The 23,535-nt window shown below is 73.4% G+C and carries 23 protein-coding genes, 1 pseudogene and 1 riboswitch; of the genes and pseudogenes, 16 read left to right on the top strand and 8 right to left on the bottom strand.

All coding sequences use genetic code 11. The features are described from left to right. Window positions 1-9 precede the first annotated feature (9 nt). Window positions 10-525 carry a hypothetical protein gene (locus AB0M46_RS01520; protein WP_363332231.1) on the bottom strand — a complete coding sequence of 172 codons (516 nt, stop codon included), beginning with the start codon at window positions 523-525 and terminating at the stop codon, window positions 10-12. A gap of 19 nt (window positions 526-544) precedes the next feature. Continuing rightward, window positions 545-868, bottom strand: a complete 324-nt coding sequence (locus AB0M46_RS01515; RefSeq protein ID WP_363332230.1) for an antibiotic biosynthesis monooxygenase — start codon at window positions 866-868, stop codon at window positions 545-547. A 31-nt stretch (window positions 869-899) separates the two neighbouring features. Here AB0M46_RS01515 and AB0M46_RS01510 point away from each other — a divergent pair, with 31 nt between their 5' ends. From AB0M46_RS01510 to AB0M46_RS01495, 4 genes are read left to right on the top strand one after another with little or no spacing between them, the layout of a single operon-like run. Continuing rightward, a complete protein-coding gene (locus AB0M46_RS01510; protein WP_363332229.1) occupies window positions 900-1,148 on the top strand; it encodes a DUF6703 family protein in 249 nt (82 codons plus the stop codon). Between the two features lie 14 nt (window positions 1,149-1,162). Continuing rightward, on the top strand, window positions 1,163-1,891 hold the full coding sequence (locus AB0M46_RS01505; protein WP_363332328.1) for a metal ABC transporter ATP-binding protein: 729 nt from the start codon (window positions 1,163-1,165) through the stop codon (window positions 1,889-1,891). Window positions 1,892-1,899: 8 nt separating this feature from the next. Beyond that, window positions 1,900-2,778, top strand: a complete 879-nt coding sequence (locus tag AB0M46_RS01500; protein ID WP_363332228.1) for a metal ABC transporter permease — start codon at window positions 1,900-1,902, stop codon at window positions 2,776-2,778. Beyond that, window positions 2,765-3,055: a metalloregulator ArsR/SmtB family transcription factor gene (locus tag AB0M46_RS01495; RefSeq protein WP_363332227.1), complete on the top strand. Its 291-nt coding sequence runs from the start codon at window positions 2,765-2,767 to the stop codon at window positions 3,053-3,055. The genes AB0M46_RS01500 and AB0M46_RS01495 overlap by 14 nt, the downstream gene beginning before the upstream one ends. 59 nt (window positions 3,056-3,114) lie before the next feature. Here the strand turns inward: AB0M46_RS01495 and AB0M46_RS01490 are convergent, their stop codons facing one another. Both AB0M46_RS01490 and AB0M46_RS01485 read right to left on the bottom strand, forming a co-directional pair. Then, window positions 3,115-5,019: an acyl-CoA dehydrogenase family protein gene (locus AB0M46_RS01490; protein WP_363332226.1), complete on the bottom strand. Its 1,905-nt coding sequence runs from the start codon at window positions 5,017-5,019 to the stop codon at window positions 3,115-3,117. Window positions 5,020-5,083: 64 nt separating this feature from the next. After that, entirely contained in the window at window positions 5,084-5,911 is an 828-nt protein-coding gene (locus tag AB0M46_RS01485) for an alpha/beta hydrolase (protein WP_363332225.1), read from the bottom strand. A gap of 52 nt (window positions 5,912-5,963) precedes the next feature. Further along, a riboswitch (TPP riboswitch) is annotated at window positions 5,964-6,078 on the top strand. A gap of 109 nt (window positions 6,079-6,187) precedes the next feature. Here AB0M46_RS01485 and AB0M46_RS01480 point away from each other — a divergent pair. The 7 genes from AB0M46_RS01480 to AB0M46_RS01450 are packed head-to-tail and all read left to right on the top strand — an operon-like array spanning window position 6,188 to window position 12,526. Next, the gene (locus AB0M46_RS01480) at window positions 6,188-6,760 is read left to right on the top strand and encodes an ECF transporter S component (RefSeq protein WP_363332224.1); all 573 of its coding nucleotides are present in this window, start codon (window positions 6,188-6,190) and stop codon (window positions 6,758-6,760) included. An 11-nt stretch (window positions 6,761-6,771) separates the two neighbouring features. Continuing rightward, complete coding sequence (locus AB0M46_RS01475; protein ID WP_363332223.1) at window positions 6,772-8,100, top strand: ATP-binding cassette domain-containing protein; 1,329 nt, start codon at window positions 6,772-6,774, stop codon at window positions 8,098-8,100. After that, a complete protein-coding gene (locus AB0M46_RS01470; RefSeq protein ID WP_363332222.1) occupies window positions 8,097-8,891 on the top strand; it encodes an energy-coupling factor transporter transmembrane component T in 795 nt (264 codons plus the stop codon). The genes AB0M46_RS01475 and AB0M46_RS01470 overlap by 4 nt, the downstream gene beginning before the upstream one ends. Before the next feature lie 44 nt (window positions 8,892-8,935). After that, the gene (locus AB0M46_RS01465) at window positions 8,936-10,696 is read left to right on the top strand and encodes a PHP domain-containing protein (RefSeq protein WP_363332220.1); all 1,761 of its coding nucleotides are present in this window, start codon (window positions 8,936-8,938) and stop codon (window positions 10,694-10,696) included. Beyond that, window positions 10,696-11,082, top strand: a complete 387-nt coding sequence (locus AB0M46_RS01460; RefSeq protein ID WP_363332219.1) for a hypothetical protein — start codon at window positions 10,696-10,698, stop codon at window positions 11,080-11,082. Before AB0M46_RS01465 ends, AB0M46_RS01460 begins: the two co-directional genes overlap by 1 nt. 47 nt (window positions 11,083-11,129) lie before the next feature. Beyond that, window positions 11,130-11,639, top strand: coding sequence for a MarR family transcriptional regulator (locus AB0M46_RS01455; protein WP_363332218.1), 510 nt, complete (start codon window positions 11,130-11,132; stop codon window positions 11,637-11,639). Continuing rightward, window positions 11,639-12,526, top strand: a complete 888-nt coding sequence (locus AB0M46_RS01450) for an aminotransferase class IV (RefSeq protein ID WP_363332217.1) — start codon at window positions 11,639-11,641, stop codon at window positions 12,524-12,526. The genes AB0M46_RS01455 and AB0M46_RS01450 overlap by 1 nt, the downstream gene beginning before the upstream one ends. 105 nt (window positions 12,527-12,631) lie before the next feature. Here AB0M46_RS01450 and AB0M46_RS01445 read toward each other — a convergent pair whose 3' ends face one another. Both AB0M46_RS01445 and AB0M46_RS01440 read right to left on the bottom strand, forming a co-directional pair. Further along, window positions 12,632-14,350 (bottom strand): substrate-binding domain-containing protein, encoded by a 1,719-nt coding sequence (locus tag AB0M46_RS01445; RefSeq protein ID WP_363332216.1) that lies wholly within the window; start codon window positions 14,348-14,350, stop codon window positions 12,632-12,634. 111 nt (window positions 14,351-14,461) lie between these two features. After that, complete coding sequence (locus AB0M46_RS01440) at window positions 14,462-15,172, bottom strand: HAD family hydrolase (protein ID WP_363332215.1); 711 nt, start codon at window positions 15,170-15,172, stop codon at window positions 14,462-14,464. A 200-nt stretch (window positions 15,173-15,372) separates the two neighbouring features. Here AB0M46_RS01440 and AB0M46_RS01435 point away from each other — a divergent pair. The 5 genes and pseudogenes from AB0M46_RS01435 to AB0M46_RS01415 form a co-directional block, all read left to right on the top strand. After that, a pseudogene (locus AB0M46_RS01435) lies at window positions 15,373-15,891 on the top strand (FHA domain-containing protein); the annotation flags it as partial. Between the two features lie 568 nt (window positions 15,892-16,459). Then, window positions 16,460-18,661, top strand: coding sequence for an FtsK/SpoIIIE domain-containing protein (locus AB0M46_RS01430; RefSeq protein WP_363332214.1), 2,202 nt, complete (start codon window positions 16,460-16,462; stop codon window positions 18,659-18,661). A 15-nt stretch (window positions 18,662-18,676) separates the two neighbouring features. After that, window positions 18,677-19,570 carry a GTPase Era gene (gene era, locus AB0M46_RS01425; RefSeq protein ID WP_363332212.1) on the top strand — a complete coding sequence of 298 codons (894 nt, stop codon included), beginning with the start codon at window positions 18,677-18,679 and terminating at the stop codon, window positions 19,568-19,570. After that, the gene (gene recO, locus AB0M46_RS01420; RefSeq protein ID WP_363332211.1) at window positions 19,570-20,349 is read left to right on the top strand and encodes a DNA repair protein RecO; all 780 of its coding nucleotides are present in this window, start codon (window positions 19,570-19,572) and stop codon (window positions 20,347-20,349) included. The genes era and recO overlap by 1 nt, the downstream gene beginning before the upstream one ends. Continuing rightward, window positions 20,346-21,140 (top strand): isoprenyl transferase, encoded by a 795-nt coding sequence (locus AB0M46_RS01415; protein WP_363332210.1) that lies wholly within the window; start codon window positions 20,346-20,348, stop codon window positions 21,138-21,140. Before recO ends, AB0M46_RS01415 begins: the two co-directional genes overlap by 4 nt. Window positions 21,141-21,662: 522 nt before the next feature. Here the strand turns inward: AB0M46_RS01415 and AB0M46_RS01410 are convergent. Continuing rightward, the gene (locus AB0M46_RS01410) at window positions 21,663-22,001 is read right to left on the bottom strand and encodes a cytidine deaminase (protein WP_363332209.1); all 339 of its coding nucleotides are present in this window, start codon (window positions 21,999-22,001) and stop codon (window positions 21,663-21,665) included. Next, a complete protein-coding gene (locus AB0M46_RS01405; protein WP_363332207.1) occupies window positions 21,994-23,370 on the bottom strand; it encodes a hemolysin family protein in 1,377 nt (458 codons plus the stop codon). The genes AB0M46_RS01410 and AB0M46_RS01405 overlap by 8 nt, the downstream gene beginning before the upstream one ends. Window positions 23,371-23,535 lie beyond the last annotated feature (165 nt).

The following is a 23,535-nucleotide window of genomic DNA, read 5'->3' as shown; positions in this document are numbered from 1 at the left end:
GCGGTCGGGCTAATCGATCCCGCCGCAGATCTCGAAGCGGCTGCCGGACTGTTCCATGAGGTACTGCTGCGTCTCCCACCGGCCGCCGGTGTGCTCGATGCGCACGACGACGGTGACCGTGTCGGCGATGCTCACGTCATCGGCGGAAACCCGGTAGTCGATCACCGGGGAGCTGCCGTAGTGGTCCTCGAACCAGCCGATGGAGTGGGTGCGCTGCTCCCGCGCGCACAGCTGCCTGCGGGCCACGGTGAAGTTCTCGTCACGCACGGCGACCAGGTAGGTCTCGACCTCGGAGACGACCTGCTTCTTGGCGACGCCGTCCGCATACGGCACCAGAAGCACGACGCCGACCACCCCGCCGACGCAGCACAGCACGACGACGAGCGCCCCCACGACCAGGCTGATCCACAGTCCCCGCAGGTCCCGGTCGCGCGGCGGCGAGACGAACGGGGCGAGCACGCCAGGGCCGCGCGGCGGTGGCGGCACCTCCCCGGGCGCCGGCCACTGCGGCTGGGGCGGCATCATGTGATCAGCCTATCCAACGTCAGGCGCGGTCACTCGCCGCGACCGTCAGCCGGCCACCGGGTTCGCACTCGGCCAGCACCTCGAACGCCGACGGCTCGTCGAGCGCCTGGGCGAGCAGCGGCGTGGCGTGCACCTTCACGTCGAAGTTGGACAGCGCGCGGCGGTAGGAGCCGACCGATTCCCACTCGGTGACGATGCTCCAGTGCGCCGGGTCGTCGAAGGCCCGCCCGAGGCGTCCCCGAAGGTACCCTGGGCACGCCGCCAGGGCGGCCAGCGCGGCGTGCGCGCGCCCGACGAAAGCCTCATCGGCACTGTCGACGACGAACCTGGTCATCACGAGCATGCCGCCGAGCATACGGAAAGGATCCCGCCCCATGCCCGAGCGCATGCTGATCCGGCTGGCCCGGCTCAACAAGACGCTGGCCTTCCTGGCCACAGCCGTGGTCGTGTTCCTCGGGCTGCTGCTGCCCGGCATCGTCGGCGCGGCGGTGCTGGTGGTGCTGGCCGCGGGGCTGGCGTGGGTGCAGTACATGACATGGCGCGTCACCCCCGCGCCGGTGCGGGTCCCCCGATTGCTCATTCTCGCGCTCGTGGTGGCGGCCGCCATATACAAGGCAAGTTGACAACGATTCCCATTATCAGGCACGCTCGGAGTGTGGTTCTCCAGGTCGAACGGGCGGTCGTCGCCTACGATGGCCGGCCCGTGCTCGATAGGGTCTCGCTCAGCGTGCGGGCCGGCGAGGTGGTCGCCATCCTCGGCGCCAACGGCTCCGGCAAGTCCACCCTCGTCAAGGCCTCCATGGGGCTGGCCCCGCTGGCCGGCGGCGAGGTCCGGCTGTTCGGCACCCCGCTGAAGCGCTTCCGCGGCTGGCACCGCATCGGCTATGTGCCGCAGCGCGTCGGCGCCGGCAGCGGCGTGCCGGCCACGGTCGGCGAGGTGGTGGCCGAGGGCCGGCTGGCCCGGCGCGGCTTCCTGCGCCCCGCCTCCGGCGCCGACCGGCAGGCCGTAGAGGATGCCCTGACCGCGGTCGGCCTCGCCGATCGCGCCGGCGAGCCGGTCTCCGTGCTCTCCGGCGGCCAGCAGCAGCGCGTGCTCATCGCCCGCGCCCTGGCCGGCGGCCCGGAGCTGCTGGTGCTGGACGAGCCCACCGCCGGCGTCGACGCGGTCAGCCAGGAGCTCTTCGCCGGCTGCCTGCGCCGGTTCGTGACCCAGGGCGGCACGGTCGTCTTCGTCGCGCACGAGCTGGGCCCGCTGCGCCCCCTGATCAGCCGGGCCGTCCTGGTCAGCCGGGGCGCGATCGTCCACGACGGCGCCCCGCCGGAGACCGACAACGACCACGTGCACCCGCACGCCGCGGCGGCCTGAGCGCGCCGATGGGCATCTTCGCGTACGACTTCATGATCCGTGCCCTGCTCGGGGCGCTCATCACCGGCGCCGCGGCCCCGGCCATCGGCGTCTACCTGGTCCAGCGGCGCCTGTCGCTGATCGGCGACGGCCTCGGTCACGTCGCGCTCACCGGCGTCGGGCTCGGGCTGCTGCTGCACCGCTCCCCCGTCATCATGGCCGTCCTCGCCGCCGCGGCCGGCGCCGTGATCATCGAGCTGGTCCGCGAGCGGGGCCGCACGTCGGGCGACATCGCCCTGTCGATGCTCTTCTACGGCGGCATCTCCGGCGGCGTGGTCCTCGTCAACCTGTCCGACGCGCAGAGCAGCCGGAGCCTGGTGACGTACCTCTTCGGCTCTCCCCTGACCACCAGCCGGCAGGACCTGAGCGTGATGCTGATCCTCGGCGTCGCTGTGCTGGCCGTCGCGCTGCTGCTGCGGCCGTGGCTCTTCGCGGTGTGCCACGACGAGGAGTACGCCCGCGTCTCGGGTCTCCCGGTGCGCACGCTGAACCTCATCCTGGCGATCACCACCGCCGTCACCGTCACCGTGGCCATGCGGGCCGTCGGGCTGCTGCTGGTCAGCGCGCTCATGGTGGTGCCGGTGGCGACCGCGCAGCAGATGACCCGCGGCTTCCGGGCCACCATGCTCACCGCCATCGGCCTCGGCCTGCTCGTCTCCGGCGGCGGCGTGTGGCTGTCGACCGCGATCGACACCGGCCCGGGCGCCACCGTGGTGCTGCTGGCCATCGCCGGCTTCTTCGCCGTCACCGTCGGGGTCGCCGCGCTCCGGGCCGCCCGCGGCGCCCGCCACCGGCCGGAGCCCGCCGCCCTCGACGACGTGGCGAGCGACGCGCATGCCGGCGCCTGACGGCTACGAGGCGGCCGGCGAGCTGCTGCGGGCGCTGTCGGCCCCGCTGCGCATCCGGATCGTCACCGAGCTGGCCGGCGGGCCGCGCTGCGTGCACGAGCTGGTCGAGTCCCTGGCCGTCACGCAGCCGCTGGTCTCGCAGCACCTGCGCGTGCTGCGCGGCGCGGGGGTGGTGCGCGGGTCGCGGCGCGGGCGGGAGATCGCATACTCGCTGATCGACGAGCACGTGGCCCACATCGTGGCCGACGCCGTGAGCCACGCCCGCGAAGGGCACTGAAGGCCCTCGAGATGGCCGCGCCGTGGCGGCGCGGCCATCTGCGAGGCGGTGGGACTGCGTCAGAAGCGGCGCCGGACGTCCTCGGCCTCCGAGTGGCCCGGGGTCCAGTCGGACGTCCACTCGCCCGCGGCGGGCGGGGCCACGACGCCCTCCTCCAGGCCGAGGTAGCGCCCCTGCAGCACCCGCTTCGCCGCGGACAGCTCCACGGAGTCGGCGTTGTCCCACAGGTCGCGCAACAGCGCCTCGGCCCGCAGCGTGGCCTGCCGGCAGAACAGGTCGGCCAGCTCCACGCCCTCCGGCCGCGCCTCCAGCTCGGTGCGGGCCTTCACGCAGGCGGCCGCCATCGCGAACAGCTCCGCCCCGATGTCCACGATCCGGCCGAGGAAGCCCTGCTTGTGCTCGAGCTTGCCCTGCCAGCGGGCCATCGCGTAGAAGGTCTCCCGGGCCAGCCGCCGGGAGGCCCGCTCGACGTAGCGCAGGTGCCCGGCCAGCGGGCCGAAGTCCGCATAGCCGCTGGGTAGCTGGCCCTTGCCGGCCACCAGCGTCGGCAGCCACTTGGCGTAGAAGGCGCCCGCGTTGCCGGCCGCCTTCGCCTTGCGGCCGAGGCCGGCCTCGGGGTCGATGATGTCGCCGGCCACGGAGAGGTGGGCGTCGACCGCCTCGCGGGCGATGGCCAGGTGCATGATCTCGGTCGAGCCCTCGAAGATGCGGTTGATCCGCAGGTCGCGCAGGATCTGCTCGGCCGGGATGGCCCGCTCGCCGCGCGCGGCCAGGGACTCGGCGGTCTCGTAGCCGCGGCCGCCGCGGATCTGCACCAGCTCGTCGGCGACCTTCCAGGCCAGCTCGCTGGCGTAGAGCTTGACCAGCGCGGCCTCGATGCGGATGTCGTTGCGGTTGTCGTCGGCCAGCCGGCAGGAGACTTCGAGCATCGCCTCCATGCCGTAGGTCGAGCCGGCGATGAAGGCGATCTTCTTGGCGATGGCCTCGTACGTGCCGATCGGCCGGCCCATCTGCACCCGCTCGGCGGCCCACTCGCGGGCCACCCCGAGGCACCACTTGCCGGCCCCGACGCACATCGCGGGCAGCGACAGGCGGCCGGTGTTGAGCGTGCTCAGCGCGATGCGCAGGCCCTGGCCCTCGCCGCCGATGACGTTGGCCGCCGGGACGCGCACGTCGTGGAAGCGGGTGACGCTGTTCTCCAGGCCCCGCAGGCCCATGAAGGCGTTGCGGCGCTCGATTGTCACGCCCGGCGCGTCGCCGTCGACCACGAAGGCGGTGATGCCGCCGCGGTGCCCCTCGCTCTTGGGCACCAGCGCCATGACCACGAACAGCGTGGCCAGGGTGCCGTTGGTCGCCCACAGTTTCACCCCGTTGAGCAGGTAGTCACCCTCCGGCGTCGGTACCGCGGACGTGCGCAGGTTCGCCGGGTAGGAGCCCACCTCGGGCTCGGTGAGCAGGAACGCCGACACCTCGCCGGCGGCCAGCCGGGGCAGGAACTCCCGCTTCTGCTCGTCGGTGCCGACCAGCTTCAGCGGCTGCGGCACCCCGATGGACTGGTGCGCCGACAGCAGCGCGCCGATCGCCGGGCTGACCGAGCCGGTGAGCATGAGCGCGCGGCAATAGTCCAGGTTGGTGAGGCCCAGCCCGCCGTACTTCTCGTCGATCTTCATGCCGAAGGCGCCCAGCTCCCCGAGGGAGCGCAGCACCTCGTCCGGAATGCGAGCGTCACGCTCGATCTGCTGGCCGTCGACCTCGGCCGAGAGATACGCGGCGAGCTTGGCGCGGAACTCCGCACCGCGCGCCTCGGCCGCCGGGTCGAGCTCCGGCAGCGGGTCGATGAGATCGAGGCGGAACCGGCCCAGGAAGAGCTCCTTGCCGAAGCTGGGCTTCCTCCACTCGGTCTCGCGACTCTCCTCGATGACCTTGCGCGCCTCCCGTTCCGCGCGCACCGACGTGGAAACCATGGCCACCCCCAGGTGATCGGGCCTACAAGCCAGGTTATTACCCGCGGGTAGGGTGCGCTATGCCTCAGCCGAGCGAGCGGGCCAGCACGGCCGCCGCAACCTCGGATGGCGCCTGATCGGGAATCCAGTGACTGATGCCCGCAAGCGGGACGAACCGGTAGTCCGCGGCCACGTGCTCGGCGCAGGCGCGGGCCGCCGTGGGGCCGACGGCCAGGTCGCCGTCGCTCCACAGGTACGTCGTGGGCACCCGGCACGGCCCGAGCCCGGCGAGGTCGAGGGGGCTCATCGCGCGGTACCAGTTCAGCGCCGCGGTCAGCGCCCCCGGCTCCAGCAGCGGCCGCACGTAGGCGTCGACCGCCTCGGCGGACAGGCCCGAGCCGTCGAACAGCCGGCGCAGGCGCCGCGCGTCCTCGGCCAGCAGGCGCTCCTCTGCCACGCCGGCCTGGCGGAACAGCTTGATGTAGCCGAACCGGGCCTTCTGGTCGGGATCGGTCGAGGTCGCGTGGGCACTGGCGTGCGGGTGCGGCAGCGACACGGCGGTGAGCGTGCGCACCCGCTCGGGGTGGCGCAGGGCGACGTGCCAGGCGCACACCGCCCCCCAGTCGTGCCCCACCAGGTGTACCGCGGCAACTCCCAGCGCGTCGAGGACCGCCACCACGTCCAGGGCGCACTCCGTGATCCGGTAGGCCTCGACCGCCTCGGGCCGGGCCCCCGGCGAGGTCCCCCGCTGGTCGAGGGCGTAAGTGCGCAGGCCGGCCGCGTGCAGGTGCGGGGTCACCGCCGCCCACTCGCCGCTGTGCTGGGGGAAGCCGTGCAGCAGCAGGACCGGCGCGCCGCCCTCGGGCCCGCCCTCGACCACGTCGAACGTGAGGCCGCGCGCCGTGATTTGCATGACCCGAGCCTACGGGCGAAGGAGATTCACTGTTACCTTCAGGGAACAACTGCACATCCGACAGGGGAGCGCACAGCGCTGAGAGTGTGACCGCCGGACCACGGCGGCGCAGACCCTCGAACCTGATCTGGGTAATGCCAGCGCAGGGAGTTCGGTCACCTCACGCCAGTCGTCACGTCGTCCATCCGTGGCCACGTGGCGTCGCGACTCCTTCTGGTTCCTCCCGCGGCAACGCTGTCAGCGCCCGCGGCACCCCGAACTAGGAGGCATCCACCAATGCAGACCCGTTGGCGCACCGTCGACATCGTCGTGGCCGCCGTCATCGCCGTGGCCTTCGCCGCCGTCTTCTACGCCTGGAACAACCTGTGGGAGGCGCTGAACGGCTTCGCCCTGCCGTGGCGCGCCGCCATCTACGGCGTGTGGCTGATCCCCGCCGTGCTCGGCCCGCTGGTCGTGCGCAAGCCCGGCGCCGGGCTGTTCGTCGAGCTCGTCGCCGCCGTCATCTCCGCCGTCATGGGCTCGGCCTGGGGCCTCAGCGTCCTCGTGTCCGGCCTGGTGCAGGGCATGGGCGGCGAGTTCGGCTTCGCGGCCACCGGCTACCGGCGATTCGGGCTGGTCAACGCCGTGATCGGCGGCGCGCTGGCCGGCACCGGGGCGGCGCTGATGGACCTGGGCGTCCTGCCGTACCTCCCGCCGATGACGACCGGCCAGCGCTGGACGTACGCGATCCTGGTCATCGTGAGCAGCGCGGTGATCGCGGGCGCGGGCAGCTGGGCCCTGCAGCGGGCCCTTTCCCGCACGGGCGTGCTCGACCGCTTCCCGTCGGGCCGGGAGCGCGTCGCGGTCTGACGCGCCGAGCCATGGGTTCCGTCGAGTTTCGCGGGTTCGGCTGGCGGCACGCCGGGCGCAAGGCCTGGGCCGTGCGCGGCTTCGACCTGCGCATCGAGCACGGCGAGCGGGTACTGCTGCAGGGCGCCTCGGGCGCCGGCAAGAGCACCCTGCTCGCCGCGCTCGCCGGCCTGCTCGCCGAGGACTCCGGCGAGCAGGAGGGCGAGGTGCTCGTCGACGGCCGCCCGGCCCGCGAGGCGCGGGCCGGGACCGCGATGGTGTTCCAGGACCCGCAGACCCAGCTGGTCATGCGCCGGGCCGGCGACGACGTCGCCTTCGGCCTGGAGAACCGGGGCGTGCCGCGGGCCGAGATCTGGCCGGCGGTCGACGCCGCCCTGGCCGCCGTCGGCTTCCCGTACGGCCGCGACCGCGACACCGCGGCGCTCTCCGGCGGCGAACAGCAGCGGCTGGCCATCGCCGGGGCCATCGCCTTGCGCCCCGGCCTGCTGCTGCTCGACGAGCCGACCGCGAACCTCGACCCGGAGGGGGCCCGGCTGGTGCGCACCGCCGTGGCCAAGGCGCTGCTCGACCTCGACGCCACCATGGTGCTCGTCGAGCACCGGGTCGAGGAGGCGCTGGCCCTGGTCGACCGGGCCGTCGTGATCGGCGAGCACCCCGACGCGGTGTGGGCGCCCGGTGCCGCGCTGCCGGCCCGCAAGGCGGCCGCCGCGCCGGGCGGGCCGCTGCTGCGCGCGCAGGGGCTGGTCCTGCCGCACACCGGCGCGGTCGTCGACGAGGAGGTGCTGGCGGGCCAGGCCCTCGCGGTCGAGGGGCCCAACGGCGCCGGCAAGACCACCCTGGCGCTGCTGCTGGGCGGGCTGACCCGCCCGGCCGGCGGCCGGGTGGCGGCCACCGCCGAGCTGGCCGGCCGGGACGCCGCCCGCCCGCCGCACCGCTGGCGGGCCGCCCGGCTGGCCGGTCGGATCGGCTCGGTGTTTCAGAACCCGGAGCACCAGTTCGTAACCGGCACCGTGCGCGAGGAACTGGCCCTGGGCGGGGCGTCCCCGGCCGCCGTGGACGAGCTGCTGGCCCGCCTGTACCTGGACAAGCTGGCTCTGGCCAACCCGTTCACCCTCTCCGGCGGCGAGCAGCGGCGGCTCAGCGTGGCCACCGCGCTGGCCGCGGCGCCGCGGGTGCTGGTGCTCGACGAGCCGACCTTCGGCCAGGACCTGCGCACCTGGCGGGAGCTGGTCACGCTGCTGGCCGACCTGCGCGACGAGGGCCGGGCGCTGGTCCTGGTCACCCACGATCCGCAGCTGGTCGACTCGATCGGCGACCGCCGCCTGGAGCTGACCCGGTGAGCGCTCGGGAGAGCGGCGTCGTGAGCGGCCCGGAGAGCGGCGGAGAGGCCGTCGTGAGCGGTCCGCAGCGCAGCGCAGCGGCCGGCGGGTGGCTCGCGCGGCGGGACGCGACCGCCAAGCTGCTCGCCGCGTTCCTGGTCACCGCGGCCCTGATGACCAGCCTGGAGCCGGTCGTGGCGCTCACCGTCATCGGGGCGCTGCTGGCCGCGCTGCCGCTGACCGGGATCGCGCCCGCCGTGCTGTGGCGGCGCGGCTGGCCGCTGCTGGCCTCGGCGGCCGGCGTCTTCGCCTTCGCCGTGCTCTTCGGCGAGCGGCACTCCCCCGTCCTGGCCCACGTCGCCGGGCTCGACATCCGGCGGGACGCGGTCGGCTACGCGCTGCGGCTGCTCGCGGTCGCGCTGCCCGGGATCGTGGTCTTCGCCACCATCGACCCGACCGACCTCGCCGACTCGCTGGTCGCGCACCTGCGGGTGTCGCCGCGCTTCGCGATCGGGGCGCTGGCCGCGCTGCGCCTGGCGCCGTTGCTGGCCGAGGAGTACCGGCTGATCCGGTTGGCCCGGCGGGCCCGCGGTACCCGCGCGGGGCCCTTCTCGACCCTGTTCGGCCTCCTCGTGGCGGCCATCCGGCGCGGCATCCGGCTGGCCACGGCGATGGAGGCCCGCGGCTTCGACCGGGCCGGCCCCCGCACGATCGCCCGCGAGACCCGTTTCGGCTGGCCGGATGGATTGGTGGTGGTCGCTGGGGTGGCAATTGCCATCACGGTGATCGTGCTGAAGTTCGCGTACGCATAGTCGTATCGCTACCTGTTGTTCTCCAACAACGTCGAGGGTCGGCCGTGAGGACCACCGCGAGCGAAACGGAGCCTTCCTTCATGGGCCACGGCCATCACCACCACCACCACGAGGACATGCCGCACACCACCGGTGACGTCCCCGCGGTTCTCGACGCTTCGATCCCCGACAGTGAGCTCTCCCCCGGCGACGTCTCCCGCCGCGGCTTCCTGCGCCGCGCCGGCCTGCTGGGCGCGGCCGCCGCCGCGGGTGGCGCGCTGGCCAACGCGGGCGTCGCCCACGCGCACGACGACGACCACGACCACAACTTCGACGGCGCGGACCGCCACGGCCACAGCCGCCCGACGTTCAACAACTACAAGTGGCTGGCCGGCGACCACCACATCCACACCCAGTTCTCCAGCGACGGCATGTACCGCCCGGGCGACCAGGTCAAGCACGCCTCGGCCTACGGCCTGGACTGGATGGTCATCACCGACCACGGCACGGTGCAGCACTCCAAGATCGGCGTGGAGAAGGTCAACCCGCTGATCCGCGCGGCCCGCGCGGACTACAAGGACATGCTCGTCTTCCAGGGCCTGGAGTGGAACATCCCGCAGGCGGAGCACGGCACCGTCTTCGTGCACCCGGGGGCCAACGAGGTCACCGTTCTCAAGGAGTTCGAGAACACCTTCGACGGCTCCGTCGTCGGCGCGGTCGACCCCACCGCCGTCACCGAGGCGCTGGCCATCGCCGGCATCAAGTTCCTCGGCGACCAGGTCACCAAGCGGCGGGTCCAGGACGCGCTGTTCCTGGCCAACCACCCGGCCCGCAACGGCATCGACTCGCCGCACGAGATCCGTGGCTGGCGCGACGCCAACCCGCGGATCGCCATCGGCTTCGAGGGCGCCCCCGGCCACCAGGCCGCGGGCATCGCCAAGCCCAACGGCGCCGGCGCCGGCCGCGGTTTCTACGAGAACGCCCCCAACGCCAAGTCGTTCCCCGGCTTCCCGCTGGAGAGCTACCGCACCTGGGGCGGCTTCGACTGGATGACCGCGACCGTCGGCGGCCTGTGGGACAGCCTCCTCGCCGAGGGCAAGACCTGGTGGATCACCGCCAACTCGGACTCGCACGTGGTGTACGAGGAGACGGCGGCCCGCCCGGCCAACACCGACTTCGCCAAGAACGGCTACCACTTCGACCCGGTCTACGGGCAGCCGACCAGCCTCACGCCCGGCGACTTCTGGCCCGGCTACTACAGCCGCACCCACGTCGGCTCGCGCAACTTCAGCTACGCCGCGGTCATGGACGGCCTGCGGGCCGGCCGCGTCTGGGTCGACCACGGCGGCCTGATCAGCGGCCTTGACGTGCAGGTGCGCGTGAAGGGCAGCCCGGTCGGCGTCACCCTCGGCGACTCGCTGGTGGTGCGCCGCGGCCAGAGCGCCGAGCTGGTCATCAAGATCAACCTGGCCAACACGCCGAACTGGGCGAACTTCGTGCCGACCCTGGCCCGGGTGGACGTCATCCGCGGCGAGGTCACCGGCGCGGTGAGCGACCAGGACTCGATGAAGGCGCCGAACACGAAGGTCGTCAAGAGCTTCGAGGTCAACAAGTCGACCGGCATCGTGTCGTTCACCTACGACCTCGGCCCGGTGGACACGGCGTTCTACGTGCGCCTGCGCGGCACCGACGGCAACCGCACCGCCCCGGGCTACCTCGGCGCGGCGATCGACCCGGCCGGCCCGGCCATCGACGTCCTCGGCGACGCCGACCCGTGGAAGGACCTGTGGTTCTACGCCAACCCGATCTGGGTCTACACGCGGTAATGACGCGGTTCCCCGACGTACAGGCGGCCGACCATCACATCCTGGCGGCCGGCCGCCCCGCGTTCACGTACTTCGACGGCGGCCAGGTCGCCGTCGGCGCCGAGGCGGACCCGCCCCCGGAGGGCGCCCGCCAGGTGCTGTTCGAGGGCGCGGAGCAGCTCAAGGGCACGATCGCGGTCGCGGCCATCCTCGACGGCTCGGCGATCGAGAAGGTCGTGATCCTGGGCGGCATGGCGGCGGTGCCGGAGATGCTCGTCGACACCCGGGACTTCGTCCGGCCGATCTGGCGGGACGGCGTCCTGACCCTGGTGACCCAGTTCGCCCGCAACGGCGTGCTGGTCCCCTTCGAGCCGCCGAACAACCGGCCCTGCTGCACCGATCACTAGTTCGTGGGGCCCGCCGTTTCGCGGCGGGCCCCTATTAGGCTTCGGGCATGCCGAGGGACCACGTGGACGCCGTCGTCGACGAGTGGCGCGCCCGGCTGCCCGACGTGGTCGGCCCGCCGATGGAGCTGGGCGAGCGCATCCACCGCCTGGCCGGCCGCCTGCAGGAGGTGGTCCGCACCGAGACCGCCGCCGCGGGCCGCACCCCGGCCGAGTTTGACGTGCTCTCCGCGCTGCGCCGGGTCGGGCCGCCCCACGCGCTGAAGCCCTCGGAGCTCGCCTCCGGCCTGCTGCTCACCTCCGGCGGGATCAGCAACGTGCTGCGCCGGCTGCAGCAGGACGGGCTCATCGAGCGCGCCGCCGACCCCGACGACGCCCGGGTCGCCTGGGTGCGGCTCAGCGAGCGCGGGGTGCCGGCCGCCGAGAAGATCGTGCGGGCGGTGACCGCGGCGCAGGCCCGGCTGTTCACGCCCGCGCCCGCGGCGCTGGTCGCCTCGGCCGCCGACGGGCTGCGCGAGGTGCTGATCGCGCTGGGGGACACCGCCAAGGAGGACGACTGATGTTGCAGCGCTACGACGAGCGCAACGCCGGCCTGCGGTACTGGGTGAATGGCGCCCTCCGCCACCGCGACGAGCCGGGCATCTCGCCCTTCGACTCGGTGGTGCAGGGCGGCGACGCGGTGTGGGAGGGCCTGCGCCTCTACGACGGCGGCATCTACGGCCTGCACCAGCACCTGGCCCGGCTGCGCCGCTCGGCCACCGCGCTGGGCTTCGCCGGCATCCCCGCCGACGAGGACGTCATCGCCGCGCTGCGGGCCACGCTGGCCGCCAACGACATGCACGACGGCGTGCACGTGCGCCTGACCCTGACCCGCGGCGTGAAGGTGACCAGCGGCATGGACCCGCGCCTCAACCGCGACGGCTGCACGCTCATCGTGCTGGCCGAGTTCAAGGCCCCGGTCTACGACACCGGCGGTCTGGCCCTGATCACCAGCAGCGTGCGCCGCCCCGGCCCGGACGTGCTCGACCCGCGCATCCACCACAACAACCTGCTGAACTCGATCCTGGCCAAGATGGAGGCCAACGTGGCCGGGGCCGACGACGCGATGATGCTCGACGCCCGCGGCTTCGTGGCCGAGACCAACGCCACCCACCTGTTCGCGGTGGCCGAGGGCCGGCTGCTCACCCCGCGCGCGGTGGCCTGCCCGGAGGGCGTCACCCGGGACACGGTACTGCGCATCGCCCCACTGCCGGTCGAGGTCCGCGACCTGGCCCAGGTGGAGATGTACACGGCCGACGAGGTCTTCTGCACCGGCACCATGGGCGAGATCGCGGGCGTGGTGACGATCGACGGCCGCCCGATCGGCTCGGGCAAGGTCGGCCCGGTGACCCGGCAGATCGCCGAGCTCTACCGCGACCACGCCCGAGCCAACGCCATCCCCCTTTGACATCCTCTCCGTCCTAAAGGACCCGGTTAAGGCACTGCGCGGGCCTTCACCCCCGGCCTGAAGGCCGGAGCACTGGCCCGCATTCCGGTAGCGGGACGCGGCGGGTCAGCCGCTGATGAGCGTGAGCGTCAGCGTGCTGGTGTAGGTGCCGGTCGGCGAGGTGTCGGGGATCCACAGCACCATGTCGGCGCCCACGTGCTGGGTGCCGAGGCCGCTGCCGCCGGGCGCGCCGGCCAGCAGGGACACCCCGGCGAGGCCCAGGCTGCCCGGGACCTGCATCCTGGGCGCGATCGCGGGCCCGGCCACGGGGATGCCCTCGGCGTCGCTGCCAGCCGCGACCAGCGCCGGCTTCCAGCCGAAGTGCGCGGCGGAGACCGTGGTGGCCCCGTTGACGAAGTCGGTCGACTGCCCGCTCAGCGTCCAGCCGGGCTGGCCGGGGCGGGAGTCGGCGACCGAGATGCCGGACAGCGAGCCGGTGAAGACCCAGGCGTGCCGGTGCCCGGTCGGGTCCGTGCCCTGCGCCGGGTGGCCGCCCGGCGCGCCTGGGTCGAGCTGCCGCAGCTGCACCGCGGTGCCGCCGGCGACCTGCAGCGCCACGGCGCCCTCGTAGGGGGCCGTCTCGTTGTTGGCGTCGAGCGGCACCCCGGCCCCGGTCACGCCGCCGGTGGCGGCGCAGCTCGCGAGGACGGACACGTCGACGGCCGGGTCGGCGTCGTGGAGCTTGCGCAGCTGGTCGAAGCCGGCCGCGACCAGGTTCGGCGGCAGCGGGGCGTAGCCGAGGTTCTCGACCTGGGCCTGGCCGGCGCACAGCGTGTAGTGGAAGAAGTCGACCAGCGTCTGCCGCTTCGCGGTGTACAGCCGGTGCTCGTCGGCGCCGCTGCCCGTCGGCAGGATGGTGTACGTGTACGACGCCAGCGGGTACACCCGCGGGTCCGTCGCGGTGTACAGCCGGCTCAGGTCCGCCGTGAGGTAGTCCGGCGAGGCCGGATCGGCGTTGACCTTCGCGTAGGTCAGCGAGACCGAGGTGGCCTGCGGGGTTGGCGCCACGAACGCGCCGGACGCGTTGCCCACCGAGGCCACCGGGTAGCCGGCGGCGAGGGGGTACGGGTACTCGTCGTAGCCGATCGCGCCGTTGATCGACGCGATCTGGTTCATCACGCCGTCGGAGCCGACCGCGGGGATCGCGTTGCCCTGCCGCGGGAAGTACTCGGTCGGCACGCTCGCGCCGGCGAAGGGCCCCCAGAGCGCCGGGAACCGGTCGGCCAGGTAGGAGGTGAGCTGCCAGGTGGCGCCGGAGCCCTCGGTGTGCAGCACGGGGATGATCGGCAACGACGGCAGCTCCCGCCCGCCGTTGTCGGCCGTGATCCGCGGGTCGTTCCAGTTGGTGATCTGGTTCGTGAAGATCCTGGCGAGGGTGTCGCCGGAGAGCTTGAGGTCCCGCACGAGCGCGCCGCCGACCACCACGTGGTACGGGAACGCGGTGGCGCTGCCGACCAGCGGCATGTATGCGAACGGCCGCCCGCGGCTGGTGTCGTCCATGCCGGTGAGCGGGTCGCGGCCCCTGAACGGCAGGTCGCTGACCGCGAAGTCGTTCACCTGGTTTGCGAAGTCCTGGCGTCCGGCCGCCGAGCCGAGCGAGGTGTAGACGACCTGCAGCCCCTTCGGATAACCGTCGGCGATGAACGTGTTCATCGCGTTGGCCGCCATCGAGGATCCGGTGCCCTCGATCCGGACGTGGGAGGCGCCCCACGCCGTGCCGCCGGCCGCCGTGACGACGGACGTCAGGAGTAACGACAGTGCTGCTGCGCTCGCCGATCTGCGCATGTGGGCCCCCCATCCACTTCATCGAAGGAGACGATTCGACCGCGGGCGCGCGTCCCATCGGTGCTCCGATGGGAAACAGCCGGGAAACGCCGGACACGTGTCCGGCGCGTCTCAGCCCTGGGGCGGGATGCGGTGCGCGGCCAGTTCCTCGTACAGCGGCCGGGCCCGATCCACCAGCGACCGCAGCCGGTCCGGCACCTCCGGCGGCGCCGGGTCGTAGGGGGCGAACCCCGTCGAGCGCTCCACCGCCGAGTACCAGTGCGGCGCCCACACCCCGTCCGTGGACCGCCGCCCGGCCGGCCAGGAGAGCATCGCCGGGGCCCAGGACAGGCCGAGCGCCGCGCACAGGGCGGACAGCGTGCCCGCCGGGGCGCGCAGCACGTCGGCGGCGTCGACCACCGGGCCGCCGTGGGCGCGGAAGATCTCCACCTGTTGGGGGTACCCCAGATCCGCCAGCGTCGGCTCCCCGCGCACCTTCGCGTAGGAGGCCACCACGTGCGCCGGGTCGCGAATCAGGTACGCGTTGGCCACCTCGGCCAGCCAGTCCCGGCCCACCTGCGGGAGCAGGTGATGGGTCATGTGCTTCTGGTAGTACACCCGCGCCCCGACCGGCCCGAGAAGCCCGGCGACCGCGTCCTGCCAGCGGCGGGGCTGCGAGGCGAGGATCTCCTCCCGGGCCGGATGGTCCAGGCCGGTCTCCCGCAGGTAGTGCGCGTACAGCGGCTCGTCGACCACCACCGTGTCGGGCCGGGCACCGAAGCTGCGCATCATCGCCGTGGAGATGTTGCGGGGGCCTGACCACATCGCGACACGCACCGTCATGGTCCAGGAGGGTAACCCACCTGCCGTTCCGCCCGTTTTACTCGCGTATAGCACGAAATCCTGGCGCGCGTCGATGCGATCCACTCGGCGTTGCGGCGCTTACTGTCGAGGGCGGAGCCCTGCAGTGCGCCCGCCCCGCCACCAGGCTTTCTGGAGACCGACGACGGATCGATACTGCGCGGGAAGGAAGGGGCCGGTCGATGGACCTGCTGATCGACGTGCGAGTGGCGAGGCGAGATTCGACCGCGACACTGGACCGCACGGTGCGGCTGCGGGCCGAACCGGGTAGCGCGGTCGCCGACCTGATCGCGGCCCTGCTGGGCCTGCTCGACCCGGCCGACCGGCCGCAGCAGACGACGTGGGCCTGGCTGATGCGGACCGGCCGGCGCCTCGACCCCAACCGTCCCGTGGGTGATCAGGGCCTGCGCTGCGGCGACGCGATCCTGCTGGCCTCGCCGGAGCTGCGCCCGGAGCGCCCGGAGCGGGCCGAGGAGCACCGCTTCGAGCTGCTGGTGGTGGCCGGCCCGGACGCCGGGACCTGGGTGCCGCTGCCGCCGGGCGAGTTCGTCATCGGCACCGACCCGGCCGGCGACCTGGTCCTGTCCGACGCCACCGCCGGGCGGCGCCACCTGCACCTGGGCATCGGCAGCCATGAGGTGGCCGCCACCGACCTGCGCTCCCCCGCCGGCACCCGGCTGGACGGCGCGCCGCTGACCGGGACCGTGACGCTGACCGGCGGGCAGCTGCTGCGCCTCGGGGCGACGCTGATCGCGGTCGACGAGGTGCCGGCGGATCCGCCCGCGCCCAAGGGTCCGCCGCCGGCCGTGTGGCTGCCTGTGGTACCGCAGCCGCAGAAACGCCGCCGTCTCGCGCTGCGCCGCCGGGCGGCCGATCCCGCCGCCGAGTTCGCCGCGGCCATGGACCGGGCCGAGGCCGACGCCGCCATCAAGCACCGGGCCGTGGTGCAGGCGCGGCGGGCCGTGGTGCAGGCGCGGCGGGCCGAGGCGCCCAGCGTGGCCCACCTGGCCCGGGCCGCCGACCGGCAGGAGAAGCCGGCCCGCCGCCCCGACGACCAGAACTTCCTCACGCTGCGGGTGGCGACCGAGGACCAGCCCAGCCGGCTGCGCTTCGAGCAGGCGCCCACCACCGGCGACTTCGATCCCGCGCACCGACCGGATCGCGGCGCTGCGGCAGCGGTACGCCCTCGACCCCGACGTCCCCGTCGAGGCCGACCTGCGCACCCTCGGCGCGCTGGGCGCCACCGGCACAGACGAGACCCGCCGGGCGGTGCTGCGCTCGTGGATCGTGCAGCTGGCCACCCTCGTCGGCCCCAACGACCTGGCGCTGGTCGTGCTCACCACGCCGGACGAGGCCGAGCACTGGACGTGGACCGGCTGGCTGCCGCACACCCGCACGCTGACCAGCGCCTTCGCCCCCGGCGCGCGCACGGTGGCGGCCCGCGAGGACGACCGCCGCCGGGTGCTGGCCCTGGTCGAGGCCCTGCTGCGGCAGCGGCGGCTGGGCCGGCACGCGATCGCCGAGCAGTTCACGCCGCACGTGGTGGTGGTGCTTCCAGACCCGGATTCGGTACCGCACGAGTCGCTGGCCCGCCTCGTCGAGGACGGCCCCCGGGGCGGGATCAGCCTGCTCACGGCCGCGCCGGAGGCCCTGTCGCTGCCGCCCGGCGTGGTCGCCCTGGAGGGCGAGGGCATCGCCGCCGCGGTCGCCGACCGGGTCGCACACGCCCTGGCCGCCACCCGGGACGCGGCCGGCAACGCGGCCCCGCGCCTGGCCCCGCTGGGCGAGGTGCTCAGCCTCGGCGGCGAGCCGGCCCCCAGCTCGATCGTGAAGCGCTGGGTGCCGTCCACCCGCGATCGGGGCCTGGCGGCGCCGATCGGGCTCGGCAGCACCGGGCCGGTCCTGGTCGACCTGCGCCGCGACGGCCCGAACGGGCTCATCGCCGGCGCCCCCGGCTCCGGGCGGTCCTGGCTGCTGCGCTCCTACCTGGTGGGGCTGGCCGCGACGTACCCCGCCAACCGCCTCACCTTCGTCCTGGTCGACCCGGACGGCACCACGTTCGGCGAGTGCGCCGACCTGCCGCACACCGTCGGCGTCTTCACCGGCGACGACGGCTACCGGGCCCGGCGCGTGCTGATCTCACTCGGCGCCGAGGTGCGCCGCCGGGAGGGGGTCCTGCGCCGGCACGCGGTGAAGGACATCGTGGAGATGGAGCGGCGCCACCCGGCGGCCGCCCCGGCCAACCTGCTCATCGTGGTGGCCGAGCTGGCCGCCGCGCCGCCGGACTTCGTGACCGGGCTGCGCGAGCTGGCCCGGCGGGGGCGCCCCGCCGGGGTACACCTGCTGCTGTCCACGGCCCACCCACACGGGCTGGTCGACGACGACCTGCGGGCCGAGGCGCCGCTGCGCATCGCGCTGCGGGTGGACGAGGAGCAGGACAGCCTCGAGGTCCTCGAGCGCCCGGACGCCGCCCACCTGTCCCCGCTGCTGCCCGGCCGCGCGTTCGTGCGGGCCGGCGCGGCCGAGCCCGAGGCCGTGCAGGTCGCCTACGGCGGCGCCCGCTCGCCCGCCGACCGCGCGCACGGCCCCACGCTCGTGACCGAGTGGCGCTTCGAGTCGGGCCTGCACATGCCCGAGCCTTCGCAGCCCGAGATCGCCGAGCGAGCGCCCGGGTCGCAGCTCGTGCCGGTCGACGGTGAGATCACCGACCTGCGGCGGCTCGTGGCGGCCATCACCGCGGCGCACCGGGAGGCTCGGGTGCCGGATCAGCCGCGGGCCTGGCAGCCGCCCATGCTGCCCACGTACGAACTGTCGGAGGTATCGGACAAGCTGGCGGCCGCTACGGCCGGCACCGGCGCCGACGAGGTGCGTTCCCTGGGGTCCCGGGCGGCATTCTCGGCGCCGATCGGGATGGTCGACCTGCCCGGCTCGCAGGCTGTGCAGGTGTGGCCGCTCGACCTCGACGAGCTGGGGCACCTGCTGGTGTACGGCCCGGCCGGCGCCGGCAAGACCACCCTGCTCAACACGATCGCGGCCTCGTTCGGGCGGCGCTTCGACGGGGCGGCCCTGCGGGTGTACTGGGTCGACGCCGCCGACGTGCCGGCCGCCACCGCGCTGCTGGGCACCATCGGCGAGCTGGTGGCCGAGCGCACCGCGCTGGCCGAGCACGACGGCGCCCGGGTGCTGGTGCTCGTCGACGGGCACGACCCGATGCTCAACGACGCCCTGACCCTGGTCGCCGCCGGCGGCAAGGCGGTCGGCGTGCACCTGGTGCTGGCCACCGAGCAGCGCAGCGCCGTGCCGACCTCCCTGGCCCGGCTGATGTCCGGCCGGATCGTGCTGCGCTCCGGCGGGCGCGGGCTCGTCGAGGGCACGATCGAGCTGCAGGTGGCCACGGCCCCGCACGGGGCGCCGGCGGTGAAGCCCACGACACCTTCACAACGCCCCCGCCAGTTGCAGCTGGAAGTCTGAGTACGCTGAAACATCGTGCAGACCAATGGTGACTATCGCGCGGGCTTCGCATGCTTCGTCGGCCGGCCCAACGCCGGAAAGTCGACGCTGACCAACGCGATCGTCGGCCAAAAAATCGCAATCACTTCGCCCAAGCCGCAGACGACCCGGCACACCGTGCGCGGGGTGGTGCACCGCCCGGACAGCCAGCTGGTGCTGGTCGACACGCCCGGCCTGCACCGCCCGCGCACGCTGCTCGGCGAGCGCCTCAACGACCTGGTCCGCTCGACCTGGAGCGAGGTCGACGTGATCGGCCTGTGCCTGCCGGCCGACGAGGAGATCGGCCGCGGCGACCGGTTCATCAGCGGCGAGATCGCCGAGCTCAAGGCGACCCTGGTCGCGGTGGTCACGAAGACCGACCTGGTCGACAAGGCCACCCTGGCCCGGCGCCTGCTGGCCGTGCAGGAGCTGGGCGAGTTCGCCGACATCGTGCCGGTGAGCGCGGTCTCCGGCGCGCAGATCACCACCCTGGTCGACGTCATGATCGGGCATTTGCCGCGTTCGCCGCAGCTGTACCCGGACGGCATGCTCACCGACGAGCCCGAGAACGTCATGATGGCCGAGCTGATCCGCGAGGCCGCCCTGGACGGGGTCCGCGACGAGCTGCCGCACTCGATCGCCGTCCTGGTGGAGGAGGTGCTTGCCGAAGAGGGCGGCCTCACCCGCGTCTACGCCGACATCTACGTCGAGCGCCCGAGCCAGAAGGCGATCGTCATCGGCCACCAGGCGAGCCGGCTCAAGCAGGTCGGCACCCGGGCCCGCCGCGAGATCGAGGACCTGCTCGGCGGCCGGGTGTACCTGGACCTGCACGTCCGCGTGGCCAAGGACTGGCAGCGCGACCCGAAGCAGCTGCGCCGCCTGGGCTTCTGATGTCCGGGTCGGGCTTCCGCGGAAAGCTGTACCGGGATGACGCCGTCGTGCTGCGCGTGCAGAAGCTCGGGGAGTCCGACCGCATCATCACGCTCTTCACCCGCCACCACGGCCGCATCCGCGCCGTCGCGAAGGGGGTGCGCCGCACCACCTCCAAGTTCGGCGGGCGGCTGGAGCCCTTCGGGCACGTGGACGTGCAGCTGCTGGAGGGCCGCACCCTCGACGTGATCAGCCAGGTCGAGGGCGTCGACCTGTTCGGGCGGCGGTTCCTGGAGGACTACTCGCGGTACACCCTGGCCAGCGCCATCGCCGAGACCGCCGAGCGGCTCACGCCCATCGAGCAGGAGCCGTCGCAGCGGCTCTTCCAGCTCACGCTGGGCGCCCTGCGCGCCCTGGCCAAGGCCGAGCACGCCGGCGGCCTGGTGCTGGACGCCTACCTGCTGCGGGCGATGAGCGTGGCGGGCTGGGCGCCGGCGCTTCGCGAGTGCGCGGTGTGCGGCACGCCCGGACCGCACCGCGGCTTCTCGATCCCGGCCGGCGGCGCCGTCTGCCCGGACTGCCGCCCCCCTGGCGCCGCCCACCCGGCGCCCGCGACCATCGAGCTGATGAGCGCCCTCGCCGAGGGCGACTGGACCATCGCCGACGCCGCCCCCGCGGCCCAGCAGCGCGAGGCCAGCGGCCTGGTCGCCGCGCATCTGCAGTGGCACCTGGAGCGGGCACTACGCTCGCTTCCGCTGGTCGACCGCGATGAACGACCCCTGCGAAAGGAACGCTCGTGAGCAACTTCCGCCCGCCGTCGCAGCATCCCAGCGGTGCCCGCCCGCCGGCGCTGCCGAAGGAGGCCATCCCGCGGCACGTGGCGATCATCATGGACGGCAACGGCCGCTGGGCCAAGCAGCGCGGTCTGCCCCGCACCGCCGGCCACACCGCGGGCGAGGCGGCCCTCTTCGACGTGATCGAGGGCGCGCTGGAGCTGGGCGTGAAGTACATCAGCGCCTACGCGTTCTCCACCGAGAACTGGAAGCGCTCCCCGGACGAGGTCCGCTTCCTCATGAACTTCAACCGCGACACGATCCACCGCCGCCGCGACCAGTTCCACGAGATGGGCATCCGGGTCCGCTGGGCCGGCCGCCGCCCCCGCCTGTGGCGCTCGGTCATCAACGAGCTGGAGTACGCGGAGCACCTGACCCGCCACAACGACCTGCTGACGTTCACGATGTGCGTCAACTACGGCGGCCGCGCCGAGGTGGCCGACGCCGCCGCCCGCCTGGCCGCCGACGTGGCCGCCGGGCGCCTCAAGGCCGACCGCATCTCGGAGAAGACCTTCGCGCGGTACCTCGACGAGCCCGACCTGCCGGACGTGGACCTGATGGTCCGCAGCTCGGGCGAGATGCGCACCTCGAACTTCATGATCTGGCAGGCCGCCTACGCCGAGTTCGTCTCGGTCGACACCTTGTGGCCCGACTTCGACCGCCGCCACCTCTGGTACGCCTGCGAGGTGTACGCCAAGCGGGACCGGCGCTTCGGCGGCGCCATCCCCAACCCGGTGGTCCCGACCCTGACCACCTGAGATTCGCTGGCTTTGTCCGGATAAATCCGGCGCCTGGGGGCGCCAGATTTATCCGACTTATCAGCAGGTTCGGCACGTTGCCCGGCATGCTGCGACCAACCCGATAAGTCGGGCGCTGGCGCGCCACGACTTATCGGACATTTCACGATTTTTCGGCGTACGCGGCTTAGGTTCTATTCCGGACCGCGTATTCGGAGATCGTCGAGCGGCTCGACCACGCGCCGCGTGTGCCGCCGGCCGCCGGCGTTGTCGATGAGGTTGTCCAGACCTGCCCTGCCGACGTGCGCTATCAAGTCGACCACGCGCCGAGCATGTCGCCGGCGTTGTTGATGAAGTGCCCAGACCGGCCCGACCGACGTGCGCTATCAAGTGCTTCGCTGCGTTCGCGCCATGTGCACGATGGGACGGATGCCCCGTCGGGCGAAAAGTCCGAAAAATCCTGATGCCGCCAGGCATCGGGATTTTTCGGCTTCGCGCTCTGTCGGTCCTCGACCGTGGCGTCCGGGCTGGCTTCGCGCTCTGTCAGTCCTCGACCGTGGTGAGGACCGTGGCGTCCGGGCCGGCCAGGTGGATGGGGGCGGCCGGTGAGACGTCGCGCACCGCGGCGTGCCCGGCCGGGTCCAGCGTGGACGCCTCCGTCACCACCGCCGCCGCCTCGATCTTCGTCGCGCCCGACGCCACCGCCGAGGCCACCGCGAGCTGCAGGGCGGTGAGCGAGAGGGACGCCAGCGCCACCGAGGCGGCGTTGTAGGTGCGGCCGTCGCCGTCGCGGACCGCGGCGCCCTCCACGGCGCCGATGCGGGCGCGGGCCGCGCGGGCCAGGGTCACCAGCTTGGCGTCCTCGGCGGTCAGGTCAGGCATCGGCGTGTTGCCTCTCGGTCTCGTGGCTGGGCTGCTGTTCGTCCTCCGGGTCGGCCCGGCGCACCAGCAGGGTCTCGATGCGGTTGCGGCGGCCGGTGGCGCCCTCGGCCACCAAGACCAGGCCGCCGACGACGGCCCTCGCGCCCGGGATCGGCACGCGGCCGAGGGCCTGGGCGAGCAGGCCGGCCACGGTCTCGACCTCGTCGGCGGGCAGCTCCACGTCGAAGAGCTCGCCGAGGTCCTCGATCGGCAGGCGGCTGGTGACCCGCACGGCGCCGTCGGGCAGTTCCTCGATCGGCGGGCGCTCGGCCACGTCGTACTCGTCGGTGATCTCGCCGACGATCTCCTCGAGGATGTCCTCGATCGTGACCAGGCCGGCGGTCCCGCCGTACTCGTCGATGATCACGGCCATGTGGGTGCGCTTGGCCTGCATCTCGCGGAGCAGGTCGTCGACCGGCTTGGACTCCGGCACGAAGGTGGCGTCGCGCATGACCTGGGCGACGGGCATGTCCGCGGCGGTGGCGTCGTCCCCCGCGGTACGGCGGACAAGATCCTTGAGGTACGCGATCCCGAGGACGTCGTCCACGTTCTCCCCCACCACCGGAATGCGGGAGAAGCCGCCGCGCATCGCGAGCATGAGGGCCTGGCGGACGGTCTTGTGGGCCTCGATCCAGACCATCTCGGTGCGCGGCACCATGACCTCGCGGGCGATCGTGGTGCCCAGCGCGAAGACGGAGTGGATCATGTCCCGCTCGCCGTGCTCCACCACGCCGCGCTGCTCGGCGATGTCGACCAGCTCGCGCAGCTCGATGGTGGTGGCGAAGGGGCCCTCGCGGTACCCCTTGCCCGGCGTCACCGCGTTGCCGATGAGGATCAGCAGGCGGGCCAGCGGGCCCAGGGCCGTGCCGAGCCAGCGCACCGGCGGCGCGGCGAACCGGGCCACGGTGTAGGCGTTCTGGCGGCCCATGGTGCGGGGCGCCACGCCCACCACGACGAAGCTGACGACGGTCATGACGCCGGCGGTGATGAGCGCGGCGAGCCAGTCCCGGTCGCCGCCGACCGCCGCCGCCGTCTCCAGGGCCACGAGCGTGGTCGCGGTGAGCTCACACAGCAGGCGCAGCAGGAGGAGCAGGTTGATATACCGCGCGGGGTCGGCCGCCACGACCTCCAGCGCCCCGGCGCCGGGCTTGCCCTCGCGGGCGAGCTCGTGCGCACGGGCCGGGGAGACCACGTTGAGGGCGGCGTCGGTCATGGCGAACAGCCCCGCCAGCACGACCAGCCCGGCAACGGTGGCCAGCAGCGTCACGTCGCTCACGCCGGCACCTCCGCATCGCTGCGACGGCGGGAGCGGCTCGCGGCCCCTCCGCATGGTCCGGCTCGGCGAAGCGTCGCAGCGTCCGGCCCGGACCAGGCGCGACCCAGTCCGGCCGGACGTAGCTCCGCAGCGGCCGGCCCAGACCGGGCGCCGCCCAGTCCGGCCGGACGTAGCTCCGCGGCCGCCGGCCCGGACCAGGCACCGCCCAGGTTGGCGCCG

It is taken from the genome of Dactylosporangium sp. NPDC051485 (genome assembly GCF_040682015.1).
Taxonomy (GTDB): Bacteria; Actinomycetota; Actinomycetes; order Mycobacteriales; family Micromonosporaceae; genus Dactylosporangium.
The sequence above is the reverse complement of the archived record's forward strand: the minus strand, read 5'-3'. Positions and strand labels throughout refer to the sequence as shown.